The organism is Bartonella sp. AA74HLJMH (assembly GCF_042197045.1).
Lineage (GTDB): Bacteria > Pseudomonadota > Alphaproteobacteria > Rhizobiales > Rhizobiaceae > Bartonella.
Window position 1 is genome coordinate 1 of the sequence record NZ_JBHIRJ010000009.1, and the last position, 21115, is coordinate 21115.

The 21115-nt window shown below is 37.7% G+C and carries 16 protein-coding genes and 1 tRNA gene; 12 read left to right on the top strand and 5 right to left on the bottom strand.

Annotated elements, in window-relative coordinates; all coding sequences use genetic code 11:
* Positions 1-245 precede the first annotated feature (245 nt).
* Positions 246-320, bottom strand: a tRNA-Gly gene (locus ACFINH_RS06270).
* A 186-nt stretch (positions 321-506) separates the two neighbouring features.
* On the opposite strand from ACFINH_RS06270, the gene ACFINH_RS06275 reads away from it, so the two are divergent.
* From ACFINH_RS06275 to ACFINH_RS06305, 7 genes are all read left to right on the top strand, one after another.
* A complete protein-coding gene (locus ACFINH_RS06275) occupies positions 507-1484 on the top strand; it encodes an ABC transporter substrate-binding protein (RefSeq protein WP_273790096.1) in 978 nt (325 codons plus the stop codon).
* Positions 1485-1547: 63 nt separating this feature from the next.
* Positions 1548-2444: an ABC transporter permease gene (locus tag ACFINH_RS06280; protein ID WP_375632417.1), complete on the top strand. Its 897-nt coding sequence runs from the start codon at positions 1548-1550 to the stop codon at positions 2442-2444.
* Entirely contained in the window at positions 2437-3231 is a 795-nt protein-coding gene (locus ACFINH_RS06285) for an ABC transporter ATP-binding protein (RefSeq protein ID WP_375618340.1), read from the top strand. The genes ACFINH_RS06280 and ACFINH_RS06285 overlap by 8 nt, the downstream gene beginning before the upstream one ends.
* A 4-nt stretch (positions 3232-3235) precedes the next feature.
* Complete coding sequence (holA, locus tag ACFINH_RS06290) at positions 3236-4276, top strand: DNA polymerase III subunit delta (RefSeq protein WP_375632418.1); 1041 nt, start codon at positions 3236-3238, stop codon at positions 4274-4276.
* A gap of 1956 nt (positions 4277-6232) precedes the next feature.
* Positions 6233-7162 (top strand): prephenate/arogenate dehydrogenase family protein, encoded by a 930-nt coding sequence (locus ACFINH_RS06295; protein ID WP_375622095.1) that lies wholly within the window; start codon positions 6233-6235, stop codon positions 7160-7162.
* Positions 7163-7572: 410 nt separating this feature from the next.
* Positions 7573-8427, top strand: coding sequence for a YihY/virulence factor BrkB family protein (locus tag ACFINH_RS06300; RefSeq protein ID WP_375612736.1), 855 nt, complete (start codon positions 7573-7575; stop codon positions 8425-8427).
* Positions 8428-8457: 30 nt separating this feature from the next.
* A complete protein-coding gene (locus ACFINH_RS06305) occupies positions 8458-8934 on the top strand; it encodes a YaiI/YqxD family protein (protein WP_375632440.1) in 477 nt (158 codons plus the stop codon).
* Between the two features lie 2 nt (positions 8935-8936).
* Here the strand turns inward: ACFINH_RS06305 and ACFINH_RS06310 are convergent, their stop codons facing one another.
* On the bottom strand, positions 8937-9632 hold the full coding sequence (locus ACFINH_RS06310) for a TlpA disulfide reductase family protein (protein ID WP_375632419.1): 696 nt from the start codon (positions 9630-9632) through the stop codon (positions 8937-8939).
* Positions 9633-9664: 32 nt separating this feature from the next.
* Between ACFINH_RS06310 and argH the strand changes: the two genes are divergently transcribed.
* The 5 genes from argH to ACFINH_RS06335 all read left to right on the top strand — a co-directional run bounded on the left by argH (position 9665) and on the right by ACFINH_RS06335 (position 16134).
* The gene (gene argH / locus ACFINH_RS06315) at positions 9665-11065 is read left to right on the top strand and encodes an argininosuccinate lyase (protein ID WP_375632420.1); all 1401 of its coding nucleotides are present in this window, start codon (positions 9665-9667) and stop codon (positions 11063-11065) included.
* 51 nt (positions 11066-11116) lie between these two features.
* Positions 11117-11296: an LPS translocon maturation chaperone LptM gene (locus tag ACFINH_RS06320; RefSeq protein ID WP_375622099.1), complete on the top strand. Its 180-nt coding sequence runs from the start codon at positions 11117-11119 to the stop codon at positions 11294-11296.
* A gap of 8 nt (positions 11297-11304) precedes the next feature.
* On the top strand, positions 11305-12585 hold the full coding sequence (gene lysA, locus ACFINH_RS06325; RefSeq protein ID WP_375632421.1) for a diaminopimelate decarboxylase: 1281 nt from the start codon (positions 11305-11307) through the stop codon (positions 12583-12585).
* A gap of 126 nt (positions 12586-12711) precedes the next feature.
* A complete protein-coding gene (locus tag ACFINH_RS06330; RefSeq protein ID WP_375632422.1) occupies positions 12712-15141 on the top strand; it encodes a TIGR02302 family protein in 2430 nt (809 codons plus the stop codon).
* A 222-nt stretch (positions 15142-15363) separates the two neighbouring features.
* Positions 15364-16134 (top strand): class I SAM-dependent methyltransferase, encoded by a 771-nt coding sequence (locus ACFINH_RS06335; protein WP_375632423.1) that lies wholly within the window; start codon positions 15364-15366, stop codon positions 16132-16134.
* Between the two features lie 900 nt (positions 16135-17034).
* Here ACFINH_RS06335 and ACFINH_RS06340 read toward each other — a convergent pair.
* The 3 genes from ACFINH_RS06340 to tsaD form a co-directional block, all read right to left on the bottom strand.
* Positions 17035-17715: a response regulator transcription factor gene (locus ACFINH_RS06340; protein WP_375632424.1), complete on the bottom strand. Its 681-nt coding sequence runs from the start codon at positions 17713-17715 to the stop codon at positions 17035-17037.
* Positions 17716-18620: 905 nt separating this feature from the next.
* A complete protein-coding gene (locus ACFINH_RS06345) occupies positions 18621-19055 on the bottom strand; it encodes an EVE domain-containing protein (RefSeq protein WP_375632425.1) in 435 nt (144 codons plus the stop codon).
* A 695-nt stretch (positions 19056-19750) separates the two neighbouring features.
* Entirely contained in the window at positions 19751-20845 is a 1095-nt protein-coding gene (gene tsaD, locus ACFINH_RS06350) for a tRNA (adenosine(37)-N6)-threonylcarbamoyltransferase complex transferase subunit TsaD (RefSeq protein ID WP_375632426.1), read from the bottom strand.
* Positions 20846-21115 lie beyond the last annotated feature (270 nt).

Sequence of the window (21115 nt, forward strand, 5' to 3'; positions counted from 1 at the left end):
GAAAAAGAGGCTTTAAATGATCTTTGAAAGGTCTTTGAAGACCCTTTGAGAACCCCTTAAAAACTCTTTGAAAAAAATAAATTGGTACAAAACCTAGTGGCAAAATATACAAAACCTGCTGGCAAGCTACAAACACCTTAAAAACTCTTTGAAAAAAAATAAATTGGTACAAAACCTAGTGGCAAATTATACAAAACCTGCTGGTAAGCTACATCCACACAAGAACGAATAAATACAAAATTCAATGGAGCGGGCGATGGGATTCGAACCCACGACCCCAACCTTGGCAAGGTTGTGCTCTACCCCTGAGCTACACCCGCTTACCGATTCGATATATGTCTTGTCTGTATGGCGTAGGCTTCTACGAATTGCAACAAAAAAATATCATTTTAGTTTGATTTATTTTGTCCATGTTTAAATAAAATGAAATAAAGATTGATTTTAGAAAATTCTTCAGTAATAAATTATTCCTTTTTTAATTTTTGCATGGAGAGGGGTGGAATATAATGTTGAAGAGAATAAATATATTAGGGATTATCATTGCAACTGTTTTTATGATGAACAGTGTTGCAAAGGCCGATGACCAAGTTAAACACGTTAAAGTTGCAATAACGCAAATTATGGTCCATCCTGCTGCGGATGCTGTTCGTAAAGGTGTGGAAGATGTGCTTGCAGCAAATGGTTATAAGCAAGGTGAAAATTTTCAACTTACCTTTTTATCAGCGCAGGGTAATATTTCAACAGCAACGCAAATTGCGCGTAAATTTGTTGGTGATAAACCCGATGTTATTGTAGCAATTACCACGCCTTCAGCACAAACGATGCTTGCGGCAACAAAAACAATTCCTATCGTCTTTGCAGCAATTTCTGATCCTATCGGAGCTAAAATCGTTTCTTCACTTACCAAACCTGGCGGTAATATGACGGGGAGTTCTGATCGTATAGATGTTGCAGAAAGTGTTAGACTTTTACAAGAAGTAAAACCAGATTTGAAAAAAATTGGTTATCTTTATAATGCTTCTGAGGCAAATTCTGTTTCGACACTTAAAACGTTAAAGGATGTAGCAAAAAAAGCTGGAATTGAAATTATTCCCTCATCGGCACCAAAGCCTTCAGATGTTCAGGCAGCAACACGCGCTTTAATCGGTAAGGTCGATATTATTTTTGTTCCTGCTGATAATACGATTTTATCTGTTTTAGAAGGTGCAATAAAGGTCTCAGAGGAAGCCAATATGCCTGTATTTACTGTTGATGCTAATACTATCGGGCGTGGGCCTTTTATGACGCAAGGTGTGAATTTCTATGATGTAGGGGTTGATGCTGGGAAATTGGTTGTGCGTATTCTAAAGGGTGAAAAGCCTGGTGATATTGATGTTGTGCAGGCGGCTAATAATGACATTCGAATTGATTTGAAAGCAGCCCAAAAAGCAGGGATTGTTATTCCGCAGGCAGTTATTGACCGTGCAACAAAAGTGATTCAATAACTTTTATTGATAGAGTGTTGATACAATAAAAATACGTTAAGTTTTCATGGGGATTGTCTTTACATGAATATATTTGCGTTTTCTGGTGCTGTGGAATTAGGCCTTATTTATGCGTTTGTTGCTATAGGGGTTTATCTTTCATTTCGGGTTTTAGATTTTCCTGATTTAACAGTTGATGGATCGTTTCTTCTTGGTTCCTGTGTCTGTGGTGTTTTGATTCTCTTGGGTTTCAATGCATGGACAGCTATGGTATGCGCTTTTTGTGCAGGTATGGCGGCTGGTTTATTAACAGCTCTATTGAATTTGCGTTTTGGCATTTTGAATCTTTTAGCTTCTATTTTAACAATGTCAGCACTTTATACAGTTAATCTTCGTATTATGGGAATTATGGGAGGGTCTAATGTTAATTTAGCACTTGCTGATACGGCGTTAACCCCCTTTTATAATCTGTTTGGTTTGTCCGATATTTTTGTGCGTCCTCTTTTCGTTGGTATTGTGTTGCTCGTTATGGCGTTTTTGATTTGGCGCTTTTTGGAAAGTGAAATTGGTCTTGCTATGCGTGCAATGGGAGCTAATCCACGCATGGCGACGGCGCAAGGTGTTCATACATCAGCATTGATATATTTTGGAATGGGGCTTTCCAATGCGTGTGTGGCACTTGGTGGTTCTCTTTATATTCAAACTGCGATTGCAACAGATATTACCGGTGGAATTGGAACAATTGTTTTTGGATTGGCAGCCGTGATTATCGGTGAAACTCTCTTTCGTACGCGCAATATTTTTTGGATTATAATCAGCTGTATTGTAGGGTCTGTGCTTTATCGTGTGGCGGTGCAATTTGCATTTGAAGCAAATGGCATTGGTATTGATACGTCGACAGATCTTCAGTTGATTACTTCACTGTTGGTTATTTTAACCCTTATTGTGCCACGCTATTGGAGGAGGCATAAACGTGATTGAGTTTTTTCATGTTGGGGTCACATTTAAACCGCAAACACCTTTGGAAAAACAGGCTTTAATTGATATTAACCTGAAAATTGATCAGGGTAGTTTTGTTACGGTTATTGGTTCAAATGGTGCTGGTAAATCAACTTTGCTTAGTGTTTTAGCGGGTGCAACGCTTCCTTCAACAGGGAAAGTGGTTATCAATGGACAAAATGTTTCTAGGCAATCAGTCAGTGAACGCGCTGGAAAGATTGCTTGTGTTTTTCAAGATTCTTTAGAGGGAAGTTGTGGTTCTTTAACAATTGAAGAAAATTTGGCTCTTGCTGCTCTTCGAGGAAGTCGTCGTGGTTTGCGTGCGGCTTTAAATCATGAGAAACGGCAATTTTTTCGAGAGAAAATTGCTCAATTAGGCATTGGTCTTGAAGCATATATTCATAATCCTATGGATAGTTTATCAGGTGGGCAACGCCAAGCAGTTTGTCTTGTGATGGCAACATTAGCACATGCGGATGTTTTATTGCTTGATGAACATACCTCAGCGCTTGATCCTGGAATGGCTGATTTTGTGATGCGGTTGACTGAAAAAATCGTTGAAGAGAAAAAATTAACGACTATCATGGTGACTCATTCTATGCGTCAGGCTCTTGATTATGGCGATCGTACCTTGATGTTGCATGGTGGAAAAGTGATTTTGGATGTCTGTCATGAAGAGCGTAAGGGCTTGGATGTCAATGATTTAATTGGCATGTTTCAGAAAGTTCGCGGGGAAGTTCTTGATGATGATGAACTGTTAATGGATTAATAGTGTGGCTCAGAAAAAAGCACATGAAGTTGATCAGTTTCTAATGCGTTTTTCACGTGCTTTTCCTATTGTTCTCATTTATGGGCCAGATCGTGGTCTTATTTGTGAGCGTGCACAATGTTTTGCAAAACTTACACGGGTAGCAATAGAAGATCCATTTTCGACAATTCGTTTGGATGCTGCTGAAATTGATAAAGATCCTGCACGTTTAGAAAATGAAGCGCGTACGTTATCGCTTTTTGGGGGAGATCGTTTGATATGGATCTCTAATGCTGCTAACCAAAAAGGTTTTCTTGCTGCCTTAAAACTTTTAATTGAGAAACCACCAGAAGCTTGTTTTATTCTCATTGAGGCAGGGGATTTAAAAAAAGGAACAGGGTTGCGCAATGCTATTGAAACAGCATCAAAAGCGATGGCTTTGCCCTGTTTTGCCGATGATATGCGGTCTCTTGACGGTTTGATTGATGAGGTTTTAGGACAGTTTAAGAAGACTCTTTCTTTAGATGCACGTAGATGGTTGCATGAATGTTTAGGGGCGGATCGCCTTGTATCACGCAGTGAATTAGAAAAGCTTTGTCTTTACGCTGCAAATGTTCATATTACTCTTGAAGATGTGAAAGCTGTTGTAAGCGATGTCAGTGCTCTTTCTCAAGATGAAGTCATTGATGCTCTTTTATTGGGCGATATATCAGGCTTTGAAGCGCATTTTAACCGACATGCAGCAGTGCAGGGGGCACTTTTTTTAATTTTGAGTACAGCTCAAAGGCATTTTCAGCAATTACAGCTATTGCGTTATCAGGTAGAGGTTGAAGGAAATTCACCTTTTACGGTGGTTTCTCAGGCACGCCCTCCCATTTTTTTTCAACGGAAAAAGATCGTTGAACAAGCTTTAAAATATTGGAAGTTAGAACAAATTTCTTATGCAATGGAAAGAATTCAGAGTGCTGTTTTAGACAGTCGTAAAAATCCACTTTTGGGCGAAGCTATCATTCGTCAAGTTTTGTTAGGGCTTACAATTATTGCACGACGCCAGATGGCAGCTTAACAGCCTAGAAATATAATGATTTTTTATTTTTGGTATACCACAGAGGTATTTTCAGTAATTAAAACTGTTATGCTATCAAGTAGAGGTTGATGGAACTTGTATTTTTGAGGATGCATTTTAGGAGCTTGAAAGCTTGATAGAAATTTTTCTTCAAAAGAAATAGTTTATTTTCAAAAGGCCATTTTGAAACAGTTTTATTATTTTGTTGTGTCGTAAAATACTGTTTTTAGGATAGTGATACGAGGCCCATATCAAATTTTATGTGTTCGATGTTTTTTGTGTGGGTATTTGGTGAATATTAGGTTGGTTCATAGAGTCTTAATGGAGTAACACCCCCATGTAAAACAGAGTATCTCAAACAACAGAAGACACTTGTATGGTAGATTCATACGCTTTCTTAGAAATATTTTTCAATACGCGTCATATCTATTTCGCGGCGGTGTTTATGAATGGTGTAGAAGTAAAGTTCCTTGTGAAGAATATAAAACCCATAGAGCAACTCTATCTTTATGCTTAATAAAAGCGCAAGTCGACACTCATTATATACTTTGCTAGCCTCTAATGTTACTACAGTTTTTAGCATTAGAGAGCGTTTTTCATCATTTTTTCTCACATGTCTTCTTGTGACGTGTAGCCAAGAGATTTTAATTGATAAGAGGGTTTGTGATGGAAGAATTTTACAGTATTCGAAGTTATGATTCAAATTGAAAAAAAGTATTATTTTTATAAATCAATGTATTATAGATTAATTGAATCACTTAAAATAGTGAGCCAGAGGAATCTTTTAGACAAGAAAATGAATTGTTTGCAGATCGGTATGAATTAAGAATCTTCATGGGATGAGAAGAAAGTCAAAATAGATTATGATGAAAACCACAGCACCTATGGGGAAACTTTTATGTTTGATACAGAGATGATTATCTTAGCAATGAATGTGTCTCATAAACAGAGCTAGCCATTGTTTATTATTAATAATTTATTATTTTTCATATTAAATCAATCAGAACAATGTCTTTTGCACGTCATAAGTGGGGGGGGCGTGTGGATAAAAACTGTACAAGAAAGCACTAAAAATGCCTCTTATGAATGCTCTCAAATTCCAAGGTTTTTTGCAACATTGGGGGTAGGAAAATATAATGATAGTGTTTTATTAAGTGTGAAGAGGGTCGTGCTTAATAGATTTATAGTTATAACATTTACGAACACTGTCGTAAGATAGGCTAGGGAGCGAGATGTCTTTTAAAACAAACCCATGAATTTGTAATCCAAATTTATTCTGTTGAGGGCGTTCTGTTTTACGTGAGGGGTGTGATTCCATTAAAGGGATATTCGGTGTTTTTGTTATCAAACTTTTTCTTTATTGAGAGGGCGTGTTTTTCTCATATTTATTTGATTTATGGTATCCGGAATCGGGAGAGGAAAATGTTTTTAATGGTATCTTTTGGTATGCGTTGTTTTACGGTGTTTTCAATATTCGCGAAACTTATGTTGATGTTGTAGGTGGAGGCGCAATACGTTTTATATAGGTCTAATGTACAAATTAATGAACGTATCGGGATAATTGGAGAAGAGTTAGTGTCTGCTTACGCTTTTGATGTGTTTTTTTGTGAGTAAATTAGTAAGATAAAGTAAACTGATGGGATTTTATGTAGAGTCGTTGTTATCCTAATTGAGAGTGCATTTTATTTTGTTTCGGTGATGCGCTTTGATCAGTAATTAAGAGGGAGTTTTAGAGCGTGATGTTAGATTTCTCGTCATTTATTTTTTATGTGTTTTCTAGGTAAAGTGATCTGTTGTCAGCTTGCGCAGGTGATAATTGGTAAACTGCGTTATTCTTTATTCCCTAGTTGTCATTTTTTAATGTTTTACGCATAACTCTTGAACAAACAAACAAGAAAATTGTGATTTTACAATTAGTCTTTATTGCCATTTGCAAAGAATCTTTGAAGGTGAAAGATGCTCCATATTCAGTTTGAAAAAATAGCACTCATTGGGATCGGTCTGATTGGGTCTTCTTTAGCAAGAGTGATTAAAAAGAAAAATCTTGCGGCTCAGATTTCTATTGCAACACGTCGTCCAGAAACCCTGAAAAGAGCGCGAGAATTGGAGCTTGGGGACTTTTATACGACAGATAATGCAAAAGCTGTTGAAGGAGCAGATTTGGTTATTCTTTCTGTTCCTGTTGGGGCTAGTGCAGAAGTGGCAAAAACCATTCGTGATCATTTAAAACTTGGAGCGATTGTGAGTGATGTTGGTTCTACGAAAGCGTTGGTTATTGCGGAAATGGCACCTTTATTGCCAAAAACGGTTCATTTTATTCCAGGGCATCCAATTGCTGGAACGGAATATTCAGGACCGGATGCTGGTTTTGCTGATTTATTTATGAATCGTTGGTGTATTTTAACGCCTTTTGCGGATAGCGATGCTGCTGCTGTCGCACAATTAACAGCGTTTTGGGAAGCTTGTGGTGCGCGTGTCGAAAAGATGGAACCTAAGCATCATGATCTTGTTTTGGCTATTGTTTCACATTTACCCCATTTGATTGCGTATAATACTGTTGGGACAGCGAGTGATTTAGAAAAAGTAACAAATTCGGAAGTGATTGCTTATTCCGCTTCCGGTTTTCGTGATTTTACGCGTTTAGCATCTTCTGATCCCGTTATGTGGCGAGATATTTGTTTGCATAATAAGGATGCTATTTTAGAAATGTTGAGCCGTTTTAGTGAGGGGCTTGCTTTTTTAGAACGGGCAATTCATTTAGGAGATGGTGAGACACTGTTTAACTTTTTTACACGTACGCGTGCTGTACGCCGCAATATTATTGATGCTGGACAGGAAATTGATGCTCCTGATTTTGGGCGTCAGAATGTTTCTAAAAAAGGGTGAGTAAAAACAAGAGGTTTTTGTTGAATTTCGTTGGTTTTTTCTAAAAACCGATAAGAAGTTTTTTCTCTACTCAGTCATAGATTGCAATAAAAAAGAGTGGCGATTGCTCCGATATAGATAACCATGACTTCAAAAGGTTTTATGTGTGCACGATCATCTTGCTTAGTTCTCTATAGGGCATATGATGTACAGAAGAGGTTACTGATCTGTAGAAGTAACAAAAAAATGAGGTCGTTGTAGAACTTCAGAGAGTGGGTTATTGTTTTTGTTTTGGTATAAAGTCGGGCTTGACCGTATTGATTATTGACCGTTATATTGCAACATTGCAAAATGTTTATTTGCAGAGTTTTGATGATTTTTATAAAACTTGAAATAGACTGAGGAAGAGTTTTACCAGAAAGTATTGAGTTTTGTTAAAAAATATCTTTTGGTATAGCTATCGTATTTTGTGTGACGCAGTAAGTCATTATTGGCGTGATAATGGGAGTGCTTTTGCAAGCCATGTTGCGCTATCGGGGCTTTTAGCATTTTTCCCTTTTTTTATTTTTGGAACATCTTTTGCTCGTTTTCTAGGTGCTTTTACTTATACACCGCAAAAAATTAAAGCACTGGTGCAGTTATTGCCTGATGTTATTGCAGAGCCTTTATCTCAGGAAATTGTTAATGTTTTAACCATTCATCGAGGAGGTGTGTTGACGCTTTCTGTCATTGGAGCGGCTTATTTTGCTTCTAATGGGATAGAGGCTTTGCGTACGGCTTTAAATAAAGCTTACCGTGTTACTGATCGACGGAGTTTGTTATTTTGTCGTTTTCAAAGTCTGTTTTTTGTAATCCTTGGAGCTGTTGGTCTTGTTGTGATTAGTTTTTTATTGATTCTGGCGCCTTTGTTGATCAAAATTATGCAAAATCATTCTTTTTTTATGACTGAATATATTGCTGTTATTCGTGTATGGCGTTATACAGTTGCAATCGTTATTTTGTTTATCAGTCTTTTGATTGTTCATAAATGGCTTCCAGCAGGGCGGCGGAAAATTATAGATATTTTACCAGGAATAGTGGTGACAATGTTTATATGGTTTATGGCTTCTATCGCTTTTGCGCAATATTTAACGATGTTTGATTATATTTCTACCTATGCAGGGTTGGCATCTATTATGGTTGCTATTATTTTTCTGTACATATTGAGTGCAATTTTTATTTTGGGAGGAGAAATAAACGCGGCGATAATGTTTTATCGCAAGGATTTGCAACATTCAGATAAATGAAAGAGCTTATTATTGCTTGAAAGCCAAGGTATGATTATCCCAATAAAGCCTGCTATCACTTTGTTGATTGATGCAGATGCTTGTCCTGTAAAAGATGAAGTTTATCGTGTGATGAATCGTTATCAGCTTAAGACATTTGTTGTGGCAAATCGTTCTTTGTCCCTTCCAGATGAAGCACTCATTGAAAGAGTGGTCGTTGCTGGTGAATTCAATGGTGCTGATGATTGGATCGTAGAACATGTGCATGAGGCAAGTATCGTTATTACCAGTGATATTCCTTTAGCAGCGCGGGTTGTGCAAGCTGGGGGGGGTTGTCTTTCGCCAACGGGGCGTATTTTTGATGTAAATTCAATTGGTCAGGCTTTGGCGATGCGCAATTTGATGGAAGATTTGCGTGGACAGGGCAGTATAATAGGTGGTCCCCGTCCTTTTTCTCGTAAAGACCGTTCTGCTTTTTTGTCAGCACTGGATCTTGTTATACAACGTTTAAAAAGACGCGGTTATTAAAGTTATAGGGCTTCTTTAATGACTGCTTTTATAAGTGCTTTGGCATCGTCATTGGCCCATGGAGCTGCACCATTGAAGGAAGCAATGAGATATCCCTCTTTATCAATGAGCAATGTAATGGGGAGTCCTAAAGCGAGCCCCTGTTTTCTAACATTGTTGAAAATATCCATTGTTTCATCGCGATAGTAAAGCAAATTATCTGAATGAATATTCTGTAAAAATTGCTGAATTTTTTCAAGAGAAGCAGTTTTATCGATATTTATAGCTATGACATCAAAGTTTTCTCCACCTAATTCACGTTTTAATTGCGCAAGTTCAGGCATTTCTGTGCGGCAAGGTGCACACCAAATAGCCCATAGATTGACCAGCATTGGTTTTCCGGTAAATTCGCTGAGTGTGTGCTCTTTTCCTTGAATATCCTTGAAAGAGAGTTTATTCATATCTGAGAGCGTATCAGCAAATCGTATGTGGCTAAAAAAGCCTTTTGCTGCTTTTCGTATCGCCATCATTTTTTCTGCTCGTGCTTTATTAATGTTTATTTCTTGTGCTTGTGCTGCTGAAATGAAATTGAAAAGAAAAAACTCTCTTTTGGTATCGTAGTTTATGGTTGCGTATAAACTCAGTGCAATGATAAAGAATGCAAGGGAGAGTTGCCTTTTTTTATTGTTTTTTTCGCTGATGAAAATTTGAAAAATCATAATTTTGTCCTTTGGATGGGTGTTTTCAGAATATGACAGATGAGAAGTTAAAGAACCAAATGTGGGGTGGTCGGTTTGCGGCAGGCCCTGCTGCAATTATGGAAGAAATTAATGCTTCTATTGATTTTGATCAAAAACTTTATCGACAAGATATTGAAGGTTCTCTTTCTCATGCAGCTATGTTAGCGCAAACGAAAATCATTTCACAATCAGATTATGAAAAAATTGTTCATGGTTTGAAACTTATTCGCCAAGAAATTGAAGACGGTAAATTTGTTTTTTCACGAAAGCTTGAAGATATTCATATGAATATTGAAGCGCGGCTGAGCGAATTGATAGGTCCTGTAGCTGGGCGTTTGCATACGGCGCGTTCACGCAATGATCAAGTTGCTGTTGATTTTCGCTTGTGGGTACGTGAAGCAACGCAAAAGATAGCACAAGCTTTAAAAGGATTGATAGAGCAATTACTTATTCGCGCAGAACAACATGTTGATACCTTTATGCCAGGCTTTACGCATTTACAATTGGCTCAACCCGTAACATTGAGTCATTATATGATGGCTTATGTTGAAATGTTTGGTCGAGATTTATCGCGGATGCGTGATGCTCTTGAGCGAATGAATGAATCGCCTTTAGGGGCGGCTGCTTTAGCGGGGACAGGCTTTCCAATTGACCGTTTTATGACAGCAAAAGCGCTAGGCTTTCGCGAACCTACACGCAATTCAATTGATAGTGTTTCAGATCGTGACTTTGCATTGGAATTTTTAAGCGCTGGCGCTCTTTGTGCAACACATCTTTCGCGATTGGCGGAAGAAATTGTCCTTTGGTCAAGTGCACAGTTTTGTTTTATTCATTTATCAGATGCTTTTTCAACAGGGTCTTCCATTATGCCACAAAAGAGAAATCCTGATGCGGCAGAGTTAGTACGAGCGAAAGCAGGTCGATTGAATGGTGCACTTATGGGATTGTTAACGGTGATGAAAGGATTACCGCTTGCTTATTCAAAGGATATGCAAGAAGATAAGGAATATGTGTTTGATGGGGCTTTGAGTTTGGAATTATCACTAGCAGCAATGACAGGGATGATTGCTGATTTGAAAGTGAATAAAAAAGCCATGAAACAAGCAGCGGATTTAGGGTATGCAACAGCTACAGATTTTGCGGATTGGCTTGTACGCAATTTAGGGATTCCTTTTCGCGAAGCACATCACATCACAGGGTGTGCTGTGGCATTGGCAGAAAAAAAACAGTGTCGCCTTCATGATTTATCATTAGATGAACTTCAAGCAATTTGTCCTGATATCAATGCGGCACTTTTTGATGTTTTGACCGTTGAAAAATCTGTTGAAAGTCGTAAAAGCTTTGGGGGAACAGCGCCTTCAGAGGTTCTTCGGCAAATTGCGTATTGGAAAAAGCGTCTCGTGAGCGCTTGAGTGATTGTATTTTAAAGGTAACAAAGAGATCGAGATGAGGAAAGAGGACAGATGAAAATTATATTAAAGGGGTTGATAATTGTCCTTTTTGGGGGCTTGGGTATCGTTGGGTGTGGGCGTAAAGGGTCATTAGAGTTACCTCCTTCAACAGGAGTGAATTCTTCACAAGGAACTTTTGTTTCTCAAGGTAAAACAGATAAACCTTTTATTCTTGATCGGTTAATACAATAGGAATTTTTATGCGTTTTTTTTCTTATCATCAGGGTGTGCTTCACGCTGAAGGTCTTTCTCTTTTGGAACTTGCGCGAGAAGTTGAAACACCTTTTTATTGTTATTCAGCTAGCGCAATCGTTGCACATTTTAAAGATTATCAGAATGCATTTCATGATATGCCGAGTTTAATTGCTTATGCGGTTAAAGCGAATTCCAATCAAGCAGTTTTACAACTTTTAGCTAACAATGGAGCGGGAGCTGATGTGGTCTCAGAAGGGGAATTACGGCGTGCACTTGCTGTTGGTATTCCTGCGCAGAATATTGTTTATTCTGGTGTTGGTAAAACAGTGAGAGAAATAGATTTTGCTCTTGCACAAGATATTTATTGTTTTAACGTTGAATCAGAGCCAGAACTTGAACAATTATCGGCGCGGGCTGCTGCGCTTTCAAAAACGGCTCGTATTTCTTTACGCATTAATCCTGATGTGGATGCTAAGACTCACAAGAAAATTACAACAGGTAAGTCTGAGAATAAATTTGGTATTCCACTGTCTTTGGCGGGTGATGCATATAAAAAAGCAGCTCAATTGCCTGGTCTTCATGTGTGTGGTGTTGATCTCCATATTGGCAGTCAAATTTGTGATTTAAAACCGTTTGAAGATGCATTTGTTATTGTTGCAGATTTTGTGCGTCAATTATGGAATAATGGTTATGCGATAACCCATATCGATATTGGGGGCGGGCTTGGTATTCCTTATGGTTATGAGAAGCATCCAGTACCTTCTCCTTTTGAGTATGCAGCACTGGTAAAGAAACATATTGCGCCTTTAGGGATCAATATTATCCTAGAACCTGGGCGTAGTATTGTTGGTGAAGCCGGTGTGTTGGTAACATCGGTTGTGTATTTAAAAAAGGGGGAAGGACGAAATTTTGTTATTGTTGATGCGGCGATGAATGATTTCATGCGTCCAACGCTTTATGATGCGTGGCAAAATGTAATGCCAGTGAAAAAAACACCAGTAGATGCCCCTCTGATTAATGCTGATATTGTTGGTCCTATTTGTGAAACTGGTGATTATTTAGGCTTGGAACGTTCTTTACCAGTGTTGAAAGCGGGTGATGTTTTGATGTTAACAGGAGCAGGGGCTTATGGCGCAGTGATGGCAAGCACTTATAATAGTCGACTTTTGGTGCCGGAAGTTCTGGTTCAGGGTACACGTTATGCAGTCGTTCGTCCACGCCTTGATTATACGCAATTGATAGGCTGTGATCATATTCCAGATTGGATTGAGCCCAAATTAGATTGAGCATTATTAAATATTTTGGGTCTTATTTTTACTAAACTTTGATGAAACAATTTATTTTCTAGAAATTGTTTTGTATGGGGTTTATGATCTTAATGCACCACGATAAAAGGGGATAAATGCTTGTTTATGAAAAATAAAAACATCAAAGGTTTTGCAATGAAGCTTTTGTGTGTGCGCATTTTGATGTGGGGGATCCTTTCATTTGAACGGATGTGGGTACGGTTGTTGCCATTTTTCCTCGTTCTTAGTCTCTTTTGTTCGTTTAGCTGGTTGGGACTTTTTGGCATTTTGGGCTATTGGTCACATTTGCTCTTACTTGGGGTTATACTTATTTGTGCTGGGGCGAGTTTATTTTTTCTTATTCGTTTTCGGTTTCCCACAATGCGGGAAGTAAATTGCCGCCTTGAATGCGTCAATGATCTTAGACACCAGCCTTTGAATATTCAGACAGATCGTTTATGTTCTGAAAATGATGAAGATTTTAGTGCTGTTATTTGGCGTGAACATCAACGCCGAATGGCAAAGCAATTATACCATTTAAAAACGGGATTTATCTCTCTTAATAGTGCGGATTATGATCCTTTGGCTTTGAGGGCTTTGTGTGCTCTTCTTTTTGTGTGCGCTTTTAGTTTTTCTTTTGGTTCACAAGGGGGGCGTTTGGCTGATGCCTTTGATTTTCGTCCTGTCGTTGATGAAAAACTCATGCGGATTGATGCTTGGGTAACACCACCTGCTTATACCGGTGTGGCACCGATTTATTTGACAAAAGATGAGAAAACACAACGAGAAATCCCTGAAGGGAGTAATGTTGTTGTGCGTGTTGTCAATGGGGCTGGCATTACAGTAAAAGCAAAGTCTGTAGAAGATGGGAGGGAAGTTTCGTTTTCAGAGAAAACGGAACAAACAGCTTTGAATGATCCAATTGTTCATTTTGAAACACATTTAAAGCATTCAATAAATTTATTTGTATCATCACGTCGTAAAAAACAGCAATGGCATTTGCAGATAATTAAGGACACGCTTCCAACAATTCATTGGTTGGAAAAACCAGGGAGGATTTTAACGGGATCATTGGAGTTACGATATGTGGTGGATGATGATTATGGTGTGACAAAGGCTTTTGTTGAAATAGAGCCTTTTCTTCCTCAGAATAAAAGTGCTTCTTCTCTTTATAATGCTCCGGAAATAGAGCTTCTTCTTCCGCGTGGTGGAAAGGGGAAAATGCGAATGGTGCAGGATATATCAGCGCATCCATGGGCAGGTTCGCAAGTCAAAATTACTTTGGTGGCAGAAGATGGTGCGGGGCAGAAAGGGCGTAGCAAAACTTTTGTTATGATATTACCACAGCGTGTTTTTTCGAATCCTGTTGCACGCGCAGTGGTTGAATTGCGTCGTCTATTAGCTCTTGATGCTTCTGTGAAAGAGCGTGTATTGGATATGCTTTCTGCTTTGCTTGTGCGTCCAGAAAAGGGGTTGCAAAATGCATCGCATTTTATTGTTCTACAAAGTGCGTGGACAAGACTTTCTTTAGCACAAACAGACGAGGATTTGCGCGATGTGGTGGATTATTTATGGCAAATTGCTTTGGGTATTGAAGATAATCAGCTTGAATCCGTGCAAAAAAAGTTAAAACAAGCACAAGCTGCTTTACGTGATGCATTGCGTTACGGTGCTTCAGCGGCAGAAATTGAACGGCTTATGGCAGATTTACGTCAAGCTATGGATGAGTATATTCGTGCTTTGGCTGAAAAAGCACCGGATAGTCAAGTTTCTAAAAATTCTAAAAGCTCAAAAAGTCCTAATCTTTCTGAATCTACATTACAAGAAAAGCTAAATTTAATTGAGGAAATGGCTAAAACGGGCTCTTCTTTAGCAGCTGAACAACTCTTGGCGGAAGTTGAACAGACGCTTGATCATTTGCATGTGCAAAAAGGCAATCAAAATGAGGGAGAAAAAAGCCAATCTGCACAAATGAAAGAAAAGATGGACCAGCTTGGAGATTTAATGCGTCGTCAGCAAGAAATTCTCAATGAAACACATCAGTTAGAGATGGAACAAAAACGCGGAGAAAATGTACCGGAAACACAAAAAAAATCTTTAAAAAAACGTCAAGCTGAATTGCAATCTGAATTATCAACATTAGAAAAAGAATTATCAGAACAAGGATTTGAAACAGGGGGGGCGTTGAAAAGGGCAGAAGAAAAAATGAATTCTGCGGAAAATGCTCTTGATAATGGAAATCATCAGGTATCTATACAAAATCAGTCTGATGCTTTGGAATCTTTGAGGCAAGGTGCACAAAATGTTTTGAAAAAAATGCGCGAAACACTTAAAGAAACGGGAGATGATCAAAATGCTGATTTTGGTCCTAAAGATCCGTTAGGACGTCCACTTTCTTCAACAACAGATGAAGAACAAGAAGGCGAGGCACTACCACAAGAAAGTGATCAAATGCGTACGCGGCAGATTTTGGATGAAATTCGCAAACGTCTTGGTAAAGAGCATCTTTCAGAAGAAGAAAAAAACTATCTTGAAAGATTGCTTCATTTTAATTAACCAGTGTTGGCTTTTTTCTTAATTGATGTCAAAAACAGTGTATGAAGAACCTCTATGGGGTTTATCTCCAAAAAAATGATTAAAGTGCTTGTAAGGCAATAATCATCCTGTTGTACTGATTTTTTAATCATTTAAGTTTAAGATATGCAATATTGAAATGTTCGCTATTGCGGAAAAAAAGCAGAAGTCCATATAGGTTTGGTATATGAAAATCTGTAATGTTTGAAATTTGTTTCTACATGGTATGTTGAGTTGGATATCGTTACGCTGAAAGATTTTTATGCTTCTGCACTTGGACTGCGTGTGCAAAAGACGCTGTGTGACCAATTGAATTTATGGTGGCCTGATCTTACGGATAAACGGATTATGGGATTGGGTTATGCACTTCCTTATCTTTCTACATTGCGTGAACGTGCCCAACAATGTTTTGCTTTTATGCCTGCTGCTCAGGGTGTTTCGCCTTGGCCTTGTTCTGAGCAAGTTGCTACAGCGCTTGTTTTTGAAGAAGATTTGCCGCTTCCGGATGCGTCAGTTGACTGTATTTTATTGGTACATGCATTAGAATATACAGAAAATTCATTTGAAACGTTGAATGAAATATGGCGTGTTTTAGCACCCAATGGCCACTTGATCGTTATTGTACCTAATCGCTCTGGCTTTTGGGCGCGCAATATTACTACGCCCTTTGGTTATGGCGAACCCTATAGTCGGCAACAAATTACTCGTTTGTTCGAAAAAACAAATTTTGTTTCTGGGCCAATACAAGAAATTGTACACTATATGCCCTCTACGGGGTATTTTTCGCGGTTGTTCTCATTTTTTTACGAGCCATTTGCTCGCTATCTTTTGCCTTATTTTGGTGGACTCTTAATGTGTCAGGCACAAAAACGTGTTTATCAGGGTTTGCTCGTACAGCGTCGTCAGTCGCGACGTATTTTTATTCCTGCTTTATCACCACAGACAAGAAATATTTTAATTTATAAAGATAATTAATCATTTTGTCATTGTCATAAGAACCGCAAGTATAGAAGAATTCTCTTATTTCAATTTTTTGCATTTACAATTAAAAAATATTCTTTTGTACATTAATATGTGGAATTGGTATGTGAATAAAAATCTCAAGTATCTATATACCGAACCATATTTCATGAATAGTGGAAACATTTTAAAAGAAAAAAATGCTGGTATCTTCGTAAACGTAAAAATAGCAGAGTCCAAGAGATCTTACATAATATGGTTTATGGTGGTTAAAAACTGTACAAGGAAGGATTACAATGCTTCTTATAAACCATCTCAAGTATCAAGGGCTCCTCTGCAACATCGAGATCTAACATAAGTGTGTGATGGTGCTGGCTTGTTCTTTTATAAGCGTAAAGATGGTGGTGCTCAGTGGCTTTATCGTTAGGATAAACATTTAGCGTTATATCATGAATTATATAACCTCTTAAGAGGAGATAAAGTCATAAAGAATGGAGGAAAACTATAAAGATAAAAAACATCTCTCAAGTTAGGTTAGTGAATGTCAGATAAAGCAGTGCGTGGAGCGGTTTTTCTGAAAAAAATAATCATAAATAGTACTCATCTAAAGATGATAGTTATGATCAAGAATGTTGCTAAAAGATATCACGATTATTTATATGCGAAACATATTAAAAACTTTAGAAAGAACAAAAGTATGTGAAACAGAAGTTACAAAGTATATCGTGAGGGTTGAAAGCATTTTTGTTTCTGGTTCTCATGTTGGAATATTTCGTTTTTTATTCATAATGTTATATATTTTGTCATAAAAGTAAGTTCTATGTAATAGCATTCGAATTATACGTGAAGTTTTTTCATCTCGTTTCTGTTTTCATTTAGGATATTAAAATTATTTTTGAAACAGTAAATCTCGAATTAAAGATTTAAACGGTAACCATTTTGATCTGTTATGAGAATTTGTGCATTGGAGGGATCGTTTTCGATTTTTTGTCGCAAACGATAGATATGGGTTTCTAAAGTATGGGTGATAATATTTTCATTATATCCCCAAACTTGTTCTAACAATGTTTCACGGCTGACAATTTTATCATTGGCATGATAGAGACATTTAAGGATCGCTGCTTCTTTTTCTGTGAGACAGATTTTATTGTTGCATTGATCAAGAAGAAGTTTTTGTCTTAGTTTAAAAGTATAGGGACCAATATGAAAGGTTGCGTCTTCATTTTGTTCATATTGGCGCAACTGTGCTCGAATTCTCGCCAATAACACCGCAAAGCGAAAGGGTTTTGTTACATAATCATTGGCGCCTGTTTCAAGATCTAAAATATTATCACAGTCTGTATCATAATTTATTATCATGATAATGGGGGCACGAAATCCTTGGGTGCGTAATTGTTTAACGGCTTTGTAGCCATCAAGATCAGGAAGTTGAAATCCCAAAATAGTGAGATCAATATTTTCTTCTTGGATTATTCTTATTCCCGCTTCTGCTGTTTTTGCTTGGAAAATTTTAAACTCTTGATGCATTTGCAATTGTTCTACTAAAATGGGGCGTAGATCATCGTCTTCAACGATTAAAAGAGTATAGTGGTTCATGTTTTTCCTTATAGGCATGTTGATGCACTGATTGATATAGTTTCATGAAAAATAAGATTTCATGCAAGAAAAATTAAAAGAGGAAAATTAAAAAAGAGCGCTTCTAAAAAATAAACTTTTATAATTTCTAATGGTTGCTTGCTGAAAAGAAGGTATTCCGTCTGCAGGGTATTTTACGTATTGGTTGGAAGCGTTTTTTATGTTCTAGAAGGTGTTTTAGCTATTGAGTGTCATCATCTTTACGCTTATGGAGAAACAAGCTGGCACTATCATTCACTTTACCAGCTCGTGGGTGTTGCGGACAGTCCTTGGCACTTGAGACGATTCATAGGAGGAATTTTTAGTCCTTTCTTTCACGTTTTTTATCTATATGGGACTTTCTCCGCTTAGAATGTGCAAGCAAATAGCTTTTGATTGATTCAATATAAAACAGGTTGGGAATGAGAGAATCCTGCGGTATGAGGCGCACTCGTCCAACATGCAAAACAATAAACACGCAATATGATGCGTTTTTTAAGTGTGAAGAGAATTGTGCAACACCTAGCACATATGCACTGTTTAGGAGAATTTCACGATCATTTTTATTGTTTTTTATCCACGTTCAGTTTTGTTTTTTCGTTGCATTTGTGTGCGAAGGGGCTGTGTGTTATGTTCATGGTGTTGCTTATTATAATTGTTGAGTAAGCCTTGCTTTTAGCAATGCCGAAAAGATGCATCATAAAGAGGTTTTTTGTGTAATTTGGAAGGAGACTGTATTGAGAAAGAGTGCAGGATAAAAAATGACAAAAAAAATATCATATTTATGCATTTAGCATGAGAATACCTCAACAGAAGGAGGTGTTGTGCTTATTCTTCTGCGCTATGAAGCATCTTTTTATATGAGTTAATGAATAAAAATTATTGTTTTAAGATAAAAGCATTTCCCTCTTAAGGTTGCCCATCAAACAGACTTCTTTCCATTCATCTTCTGTCACGGGTTGCACTGATAAGCGGCTGGCTTTGACCAGCACCATATTTGCTAGTTTGGGATTAGCTTTAATTTGTTTTAATGAAACAGGTGTTGGCATGTCACAAAGTGCACGGATGTCCACACATTCCCAGCGTGGATCAGAGCTTGTAGAATCAGGGTGCGCTTCAGCACATATTTCTACAATTCCTACAATTTCTAAACCTTTATTTGAATGATAAAAAAAACCTTTATCACCATATTTCATAGCGCGCATATTATTACGAGCTTGATAATTGCGTACACCATCCCATTGTTCGCCATCAGCTCCTTTTTTCTTTTGCATCTCCCATGACCATTTATGGGGTTCAGATTTAAAAAGCCAATAAGCCATGTGTTCACCTTTTTCATAGATTGTTATGCATTCGTCATGTCCAATTTTTTATAAGTATCTTTGTAATATCATCAAGGGTGATTTTTAAAATGGAGTAAAGAACGGGCATTATCTGTTTTTTCTTATTTCAAAATAACTTGTATATAGAAAAATGCGCTCCATTGATATTTTATGTTGTATAAAGGTATTTTGCTTATCTTGTAGCAGAAAAATATATCAGTGTATCGAAGTAATAGACTTAAAATTGCTCAGCCATGTGGAAGCTTAATCATCTTTTCAGCTGCTGTTTGAAATGTAGTTACTATAGGATCATTGGAGCATTGCGTTGGAGAGAATTTAGCAAGAAAATTGGTTCTAAAAAGCTTTAAAATTACAATGACAATGAAACGAATAAATGGTCAAAGATGATGAGGTCAACGAATGGCATTCATATCTATGCTTTGTGGGATAGAGTGCGTCTTATTATGCTGTAAAATACCGTCATTTGAAGTGTAATGATATAAAGCAATTTTTTGAAACATGAAGTTTTTAAGAATGTGTGGTGAATATTTAGGTTTACGTGTCGATCTTTGGGTTAAGTGAATTGTGTGAGTGGGAAGCAGGTGGAATCTGCTCGATAGAGAATTCGGACTATCTATAGACCGGATTGAGTAGAAATCTTCGTTCTTTAAGATGTGTGTGGGACGTCAATTTTATTATGCTTTTGTTCCACGGCGTCCCATCCCGATCAAGGGCGGGGCTTTTTCATCTAATGGCCAGCGTGAGCGGGGTGCAATGTCAAGAGAGCTTGTTTCTCCTCGTGCGAGTTTTTGTGCACCGGCAAAAGCAATCATTGCAGCATTATCGGTACACAAGGAAAGAGGAGGGGCTATAAATTCAAAACCATGTTGACGGGCAAGTTCTTGCAACGTAGAGCGAATGGCTTGGTTTGCGGCAACACCGCCCGCAACAACTAAAGCAGGAGAATGCTTTTCTTGATCATGAGAGAGAGGATATTGGTGGGCAAAGTGTTGTAAAGCTAGGTGAACACGATCACGTACCGTATCAGTCACGGCGGCTTGAAAACTTGCGGCAATGTCAGCAATATCATTTTCTGTAAGAGGAGCTATGGCTGTTGCGGCTTGTCGAACAGCAGTTTTGAGTCCTGAAAAAGAAAAGTCTAACCGTTTTTCACCTTTTAAAGGTCGTGGAAGAGGGATGCGATTTTTATCACCAAATAAAGCTGCTTTTTCAAGTGCTGGTCCACCAGGATAAGGAAGACCTAAAAGTTTTGCTGTTTTATCAAAGGCTTCTCCTAATGCATCATCAATAGTGGTTCCTAAACGTTGATAGTTGCCTACTCCATGAACAATAATTGTTTGTGTATGACCTCCTGAAACTAAAAGTAATAAATAAGGAAAGCTGACGTTGTGCGTTAACACAGCTGTTAAAGCATGTCCCTCTAAGTGATTTACCGCAATAAATGGTTTGCCAGTGGCAAGAGAGAGTGCTTTTGCGCTCATAACGCCTACCAACAATCCTCCTATCAAACCAGGCCCACTGGTGGCTGCAATGCCATCAATATCTTTTAATTTTGTGTTTGCTTCTGTTAGTGCTTGCAGAATTAAATGATCAAGAACTTCAACATGGGCACGAGCAGCAATTTCAGGAACAACACCGCCGTAAGGTGCATGGTGATCAATTTGACTCCAAACAACATTGGAAAGAATTCGGCTGTTTGATTCATTGTTATATTCAATGACAGCCGCTGCCGTTTCATCACAACTTGTTTCTATTCCCAGCAGACGCATTTTAAACAAAACCTTATATTGAAGCTTCTTTCCTGCGTGCGTACCATGAACAGAAAAAGATGCAAAGTATTTCTCTTAGAATTGTTTTTTCTATGAAAAATATGTGTTTTGGCGTTTTCTTTGAATTTTATGATATCATTGATTAAAAAATAAAGCTGTATTTTCGAGTATAAAATGCAAATGTTTTTTTAAAACTTGTCTATTAAAGGCGATAATTGTAAATATTATTGAGAAAAGCTGCGTTTTTAAAACTTTTTTCATTTTATTATT

Excerpts from the sequence above, each read along its gene's own strand:
- ACFINH_RS06275 (WP_273790096.1), top strand. The coding sequence starts at position 507 with ATGTTGAAGAGAATAAATATATTAGGGATTATCATTGCAACTGTTTTT.
- ACFINH_RS06340 (WP_375632424.1), bottom strand. The coding sequence starts at position 17,715 with ATGAACCACTATACTCTTTTAATCGTTGAAGACGATGATCTACGCCCC.
- tsaD (WP_375632426.1), bottom strand. The coding sequence starts at position 20,845 with ATGCGTCTGCTGGGAATAGAAACAAGTTGTGATGAAACGGCAGCGGCT.
- ACFINH_RS06295 (WP_375622095.1), top strand. The coding sequence starts at position 6,233 with ATGCTCCATATTCAGTTTGAAAAAATAGCACTCATTGGGATCGGTCTG.
- ACFINH_RS06280 (WP_375632417.1), top strand. The coding sequence starts at position 1,548 with ATGAATATATTTGCGTTTTCTGGTGCTGTGGAATTAGGCCTTATTTAT.
- lysA (WP_375632421.1), top strand. The coding sequence starts at position 11,305 with ATGCGTTTTTTTTCTTATCATCAGGGTGTGCTTCACGCTGAAGGTCTT.
- ACFINH_RS06320 (WP_375622099.1), top strand. The coding sequence starts at position 11,117 with ATGAAAATTATATTAAAGGGGTTGATAATTGTCCTTTTTGGGGGCTTG.
- ACFINH_RS06345 (WP_375632425.1), bottom strand. The coding sequence starts at position 19,055 with ATGGCTTATTGGCTTTTTAAATCTGAACCCCATAAATGGTCATGGGAG.
- argH (WP_375632420.1), top strand. The coding sequence starts at position 9,665 with ATGACAGATGAGAAGTTAAAGAACCAAATGTGGGGTGGTCGGTTTGCG.
- ACFINH_RS06305 (WP_375632440.1), top strand. The coding sequence starts at position 8,458 with ATGATTATCCCAATAAAGCCTGCTATCACTTTGTTGATTGATGCAGAT.
- ACFINH_RS06310 (WP_375632419.1), bottom strand. The coding sequence starts at position 9,632 with ATGATTTTTCAAATTTTCATCAGCGAAAAAAACAATAAAAAAAGGCAA.
- ACFINH_RS06330 (WP_375632422.1), top strand. The coding sequence starts at position 12,712 with ATGAAAAATAAAAACATCAAAGGTTTTGCAATGAAGCTTTTGTGTGTG.